Source organism: Bradyrhizobium sp. Rc2d (genome assembly GCF_900099855.1).
Classification (GTDB): domain Bacteria; phylum Pseudomonadota; class Alphaproteobacteria; order Rhizobiales; family Xanthobacteraceae; genus Bradyrhizobium.
The window spans coordinates 60,974-66,973 of sequence record NZ_FNCU01000040.1 but is presented as its reverse complement, the minus strand read 5'-3'; the positions used below and the strand labels follow the sequence as shown (position 1 = coordinate 66,973).

The 6,000-nt window shown below is 58.6% G+C and carries 3 protein-coding genes; 1 reads left to right on the top strand and 2 read right to left on the bottom strand.

Features of this window, described 5'->3' with window-relative positions; translation table 11 throughout:
• Positions 1-1,194: Ulp1 family isopeptidase (locus BLV07_RS34050; RefSeq protein ID WP_244551303.1), on the top strand; the 1,194-nt coding region annotated here is incomplete at its 5' end.
• 1,816 nt (positions 1,195-3,010) lie between these two features.
• On the opposite strand, the gene BLV07_RS34045 is transcribed toward BLV07_RS34050, so the two are convergent.
• Together BLV07_RS34045 and BLV07_RS34040 are read right to left on the bottom strand one after the other, a co-directional pair.
• Positions 3,011-4,129 carry a branched-chain amino acid ABC transporter substrate-binding protein gene (locus BLV07_RS34045; protein WP_091894656.1) on the bottom strand — a complete coding sequence of 373 codons (1,119 nt, stop codon included), beginning with the start codon at positions 4,127-4,129 and terminating at the stop codon, positions 3,011-3,013.
• A 645-nt stretch (positions 4,130-4,774) separates the two neighbouring features.
• Positions 4,775-5,485, bottom strand: a complete 711-nt coding sequence (locus BLV07_RS34040; protein WP_244551302.1) for a glycoside hydrolase family 12 protein — start codon at positions 5,483-5,485, stop codon at positions 4,775-4,777.
• Positions 5,486-6,000 lie beyond the last annotated feature (515 nt).

The window sequence follows — 6,000 nt, the reverse complement described above, 5'->3', positions numbered from 1 at the left end:
GCTGACTTTGCGCCCGCGGACCCCGGGAGTGCTCGCTCAGACACCTATGCTGGCCTAGAGTCCTTTGTTGATCTGAATGCACCGACGCCATCCGAACTGCGCGATGATGCTGACTTTGCGCCATCGCGCTTGGCCGGTGCTCGCTCAGACACCTACGCTGGTCTGGACTCTCTTGTCGATCTGAATGCGCCAACGCCGTCCGAATTGCGCGATGATGCTCACTTTGGGCCACGGCCTTTGGCCGGAGCTCGCTCAGACACCTATGCTGGCCTGGACTCTTTTGTCGATCTGAATGCGCCGACCCCGTCCGAATTGCGCGATGATGCCGACTTTGCGCCGGCGCACTTGGCCGGAGTTCGCTCAGGCACCTATGCTGGCCTGGACTCTCTTGTCGATCTCAACGCACCGACGCCGTCCGAATTGCGCGACGACGCTCACTTCGCGTCAGCCCGCGCTGCCAGGGCTCGCTCAGACACCTACGCCGGACTTGAGTCTCTCGTTGACCTGAACGCGCCGACGCCATCCGAATTGGACGACGAGGCTGATCCCGCGCGGCCATTTCCGGCCCCCCTCTCCGATGCTCAGCTCGGAGGTTTGAACCTGACGGCCCCGTCCCGAGGCTCCGGACTGGTGCTCGGGGATACCCAATGGCTCGGCGACGAGCACATCCAGCGGGATTACGAGCTGCTCGAGCGGTGGCTGCGGGAGAATCATCCGGATCTCGCCGTCCGGACGCAGCTGGTGGATCCTCTTGTCGCCCACTATCAGATACGTTTGGCGGCCGTCGACAGCGAGGCGCGAAATCGATTCCAGCGCCTCATCGATCGAAATGGCGACGATACTGCCGACTTCCTGTTTCTGCCGATGAACGATGCCGATCGTCCTGATCAACGCGGCACCCATTGGTCGCTGCTGTTCGTTGATCGCCGCAACCGGCAACGGCCGGTCGCCTATCACTACGACTCCATCCGGGGATACAACGACGCGCGTGCAGCAGGGCTCGCCAACCGGCTGGGCCTCAGCTTCAGGCCAGCCGACATGGCCCAGCAGCAGAACAGCTATGATTGCGGCGTTTTTGTCGTGGACGGCACGCGGGCGCTGCTCAGGGGATTGGCAACAGGACAGCCAGACCCGCTGAACCTAAAGAATCTCGGCGTCAGCCGGCCGGCACTGCAAAACCGGCTAAGGAGCTGAGTTCGGCTCGTGCCGATGGAATTGATTGGAGCGGCTCTCGCCGATGCCGGCGCCAAGCCAGTATGGCTGGTGACCGCCGGCGTGGATGTCGACGGGCGGGACGCGCAATGAGCATTTGGTGCGGCAAGCAACGCCCCGTTCTATAGCCGGGGTACGCCAACCATCAACTATCCCCACCAGCTGCGTGGTCTCGATCATTCCGCACGGTTCCTTTGATGTTCAACCTCTTCTGCTCTCCTCTTCGAGCTCATATTCGATGTGGGGATCACCACAGAAGTTCTGATAACAACCTCCTGGGCATTCCCATTCCCAATCTCGATGACAAACCGCTTGCCTCTCGAACAAGGACGAAGCAGGGCGGCCAGCGCCGAGCCGCGATCACCTTCCAGCCGAGCGTCAAGGCTCGGGAGGGCATAGCCAAGTTGAGCTCGAGACGCCTTCCGCATTGCGCCGTGGCAGCAAAAAGGCAATTCCTTTGCGGAGTTGGCGCAATGCGCTGCGCAAAATCGACGCGTCTGATTTTCTCTCGATCATGCGGGCAGGTGAATGGTCACCGTCCAGTCAAGAAAGCATCGACAGTAAAGCGCGCGATGCGGATCGCCTCCGCACTGCAGACGCGGTTTTGATATCTGTGGAACACGACCGGCGGACCGTTCCAGCAGGAATGGCGATCGCGTCGTGAGCCTGGGACGGATGTTGTTCCAGGCTTGATGGGTCTGGTTGATATGTGAGGTGCAAATCAGGAAGGCAATTGGATCCGATGCGGCTATTTGCGCGAGAGCCGTCCCGAGGGGACAAAACTCGATCTCGTGCTCGTCATGGCAAGCGAGTTTTTGTACGAGACGCTCAGATCTGTAGCCGGGATGGCACACTAAGCGGAGGCGGCGAGATCGTGGATCGCTGCGTACGATGTTTACTGGCGCAAAAATGCCGGTCTGCCGGTACAATCCCGGGCAAGGGGTATGCTCGAGCCGTCGTTCGCGCTTACCTAGTCGGATAGAGGTTCAACATGAATCATGCGGCTGGGAACCGCTATGAAGTATCAAGAATGACAGATGAACAGCGCGAGTTGGAGCGGTGCAGGCAAGAAATAGCGCGTCTCAAACAGCTGGTTGTGCAGCTTTCTGAGCTCGTCTTGCGCAATGTCGCGGAAAATGCCGAGGGCCGAAAGTCGCAATGCGGGTGACGGGCTCGGCGGTATATCGAATGATCAGTCGACAGATGAGGAACGGTAGGCAAAAGCCATTGTAATCCGCAGCGCGGCGTCCCGGGGGGTAGAGGGAGCGGCCCCGCCTTGTTCTCCATGGGGCCAGACTGGTAATCTCAGGTCGAAGCTCTTCGTGGATCAACGGGCACGAGCGATACGTGTCGCACGGAAGCATGGGACTGCAAGTTGTCGAACAGTCGCCTCCTCTGCCGACCGCTCAAAGATTTGCATTAGTCAAGCCTGATAAGCTCCATTGAGTCCAACCCGTGAGGCCTTGAACCCGCAGGAGCGGGCTGTGCATCGATCGGAAGTAAAGATAAAACGATCAGCTATGTACGCGATGCTCGCTTTAGGCCGATGGCGAGCTTTGATATCTCTGCCGGATCGCCAATCCCGCTTGCGCCGATCTCGATAATCTTCTTTGCCACGATTTCGGCGATAAGGTCGTCTCGATCAACCAGGCAAAAGCGAGCGCAGGGGCCTTGCATAGGCCGAGCTCAGACATTCAATCTCTTCCGGCCGCAACTTGCTGCCCTGGAGCACTCGATCGATCGGCGTTAATCACCGCCCCGGGAATACGCCAGCTTTGATGCGTCGGATCAAGATGTGTCAGAACGCGCTCGGGTTAGTCTCGCTATAGCCGCCCTTGTCGTCCCACCTATAAACGACATAGTCGAGCTGCTTGATGTCACCCTTGGCATCGTATTCCAGTTTGCCGATCACCGTGTCCCAGGAGCCCGCTTTGATCGTGTCCATCACCTTCCTCGGATCGGTGGTGCCGACTTTGGTTGCGGCTTGCGTCCAGACCTGCACAGCAGCGTAAGTATAGAGCGTGTAGCCTTCGGGGTCGATATTCCTGGACCTGAATGTATTGACGATCGCAGCCGCCGTCGGTTTTTTGCGCGGGTCGGGGCCGAAGGTGAAGAGCGTGCCTGCTCCAGCCGCGCCGGTGATGGAGGCATATTCCTTGTCAGCCAACGCGTCGCCCGACATCAGTACGGTCTTCAGGCCCTGATCGCGCATCTGGCGCAAGATAAGGCCCGCTTCCTGGTGATAGCCGCCGACATAGACGAGGTCGATATTGTCTCGCTTCAGGCGCGAGACGATCGCATTGAAGTCCTTGTCGCCCTTGTTATAGGACTCGTACATCTTCTCGATGATGCCGGCCTTGTTGAGGGACTTCTTCGTCTCCTCGGCAAGCCCCTTACCATAAGTGGTCTTGTCATTCAGAATGGCGATGTTCTTGCCGTTGAAGTGCTTCTTAATGTACTGGGAGGCAACTTGGCCCTGCTGGTCGTCGCGGCCGCAGACGCGCGCCACGTTCCATAGCTTGCGCTCGGTGAATAGCGGGTTGGTCGAAGCCGGCGTGATCTGCAGCACGCCGCCATCCGCATAGGCTTCCGAGGCAGGGATCGATGACGAAGAACAAAAGTGACCGGCAACGAATGGGATCTTGGCGGCGGCGACCTTCTCCGCTACCGATCGCGCCTGCTTGGGATCGCAGCCATCATCCTCGACGTCGAGGGCGATCTTCTTGCCGAGTACGCCGCCGGAAGCGTTGATCTGCTCCACCGCCATCTCTGCGCCGTTCTTCATTTGCCGCCCGAAGGCGGACTCGCTCCCGGTTATCGGTCCAGCGACGGCGATGGTGATGTCCTCCGCCAATGCCGCGCTGGACAGCACAATCGCTGCTCCAAGTGCAAAGCCGATCAGCTTGAGCGATTTCATGGCGTGGTCCTCACAGGGTAAACGCAGCGGCGAGTAAGATCGAGCAGAGCAAAGCGCCCGGCGGCGGTGAGTGCCAGGAGCAGCCGGAGACAAAGTCATGGTCGCACATCAAACCCCTTCGATTGCACTGCCATGAGGGAGCGGGAGCCCACCTCGACTTGGTGAGAAAACGGACCGCCTCGCCGAAACATACAACTGTTCGGGGCACTATCGGCCGGCAGCTCATCGCTCGAAAATAATACATGCACATTTGCCGATGTCGTTCCAGCAGGGCGACGAGCCGGGGCGCATGCGCAAAGAAAGACCGTATGAACAAGCAATGTTAACGTAGGACGCGTTCGTCCCGTCTCAGCTTCGTAGCGCATTGCTAATCGCATACCGGCCCGCCAGTCAACGCACAGGGTTAGATGGACACTAGCCGAATCCCGCGTCTATGAAAGAGCGAGGTCAGTCCGTAACGTACACAGCTCGCCGCTTCTGAAACCCGCCGGATGGCCGAGAACGACCTCAAGCCGTGGCGCAGGGGCATGTGGTACATTCCCCATGTCGACGGCGAATACGTTGTCCGTATGCAAACGGCAAGCCGAGGTCGTCAGTTGGCGCCGCTCAATGGCAAAGCGCAGATCACATCTTCGCCCGCGATCTTCACTTTGAGGTCACGGTCCAGTCGTTGAAATTGAAGTTCATTCCCCCTGGGGACGAGGTGATCTCGACGCCGTATTGGACGCTACCGACGTTTATGTCGCCGAAGTAGCCCTTTGACTTGATCCACTGCAGGATACTCTTGATGTCCACTGTCCCGCTGTTCGTCTTCGAAGTGCGCAGGAGTGAGATGACCTTGTGACCATTGAAGCCTTCAAACACGTTCCAAGTCGCCCCGCCCACGTCGACGTTGGTGTAGACCGGGATCGCCGCCCCGGAAGGATCCTGCCGATAATGATAAGAAATTGGTTTGACGTTGCCGCTGCCGTCCGGATTTCCGGTGTAATTGGTCCAGAGCATTATCTCATGCTGGTTTGTGCTGTCCCAGATATCGTAGGCGACGTCCCAGGCGCCGCTAGTGGGAACACCCTGATTGAAGCTCGATTGCAGAGTGTTGATTGAACTCAGCGGTTTTCCGATATTGAAGGCCTCGTGCGGATAGCTCTTGATGCCAGCAGTATTGGGCTGGTTCGACCACACGCCCCACTGGTTGACTGCATGCACCGAAATCGTTTGAGGCCCAGCGCCCGCACCCCATACGTCGTTGTTCCAAGAGTAGCCATCGCGTGAGAAGGTCCCGTATGGTTCACTCGAACGCCAAATCGGAGCCTTTGCCGATGCAGGCGCAGCAGACGCTGGCCTGGCTTCACTCATAGCCTGCCTAAATAGATTATGGTCCTCCTGTGTGCGGACGTACCCCGTTGGGGACCCTGGCGAGCCGGCACCGTTTATCCGATTGGAATCCATAATGCTCTCCTTGCTCTTATTCGAACAAAGTCTCTTGCCGATCCGTCGATCGGGTATCCCACGTTCGTCACCAGTCCAGTCATAGGCGGCATCGGCATCTAGAGACCAGGTTCGAATGCTAGGAAGGTTGGCTTTCGAGAAGCTGACGAGTGCCTATCTACGGTGATTATGATTCTTTGAAAGTGCTGGGGTAAGCGCGGCCCAAGCGCGAAGTAAGCAACACTGCGGGGTTCGGGCACGATCGCGCCGGATAGGTCACTGTCTTCCAATTGACGTTCCCGTCTTGCTGCCCTGGTGGTTGAAAAGCGCGTGTCTGTCCCTGTACCGGCCTGCCGGGCGGACGTCGCTCGCCGCTTTCAGCGACGGCGGCGTGGAAGGTTCGTGAGTTGAGCCGCGAGTCGTTGCGCTGAAATGCAAATGGA

Excerpts from the sequence above, each read along its gene's own strand:
- BLV07_RS34040 (WP_244551302.1), bottom strand. The coding sequence starts at position 5,485 with ATGAGTGAAGCCAGGCCAGCGTCTGCTGCGCCTGCATCGGCAAAGGCT.
- BLV07_RS34045 (WP_091894656.1), bottom strand. The coding sequence starts at position 4,129 with ATGAAATCGCTCAAGCTGATCGGCTTTGCACTTGGAGCAGCGATTGTG.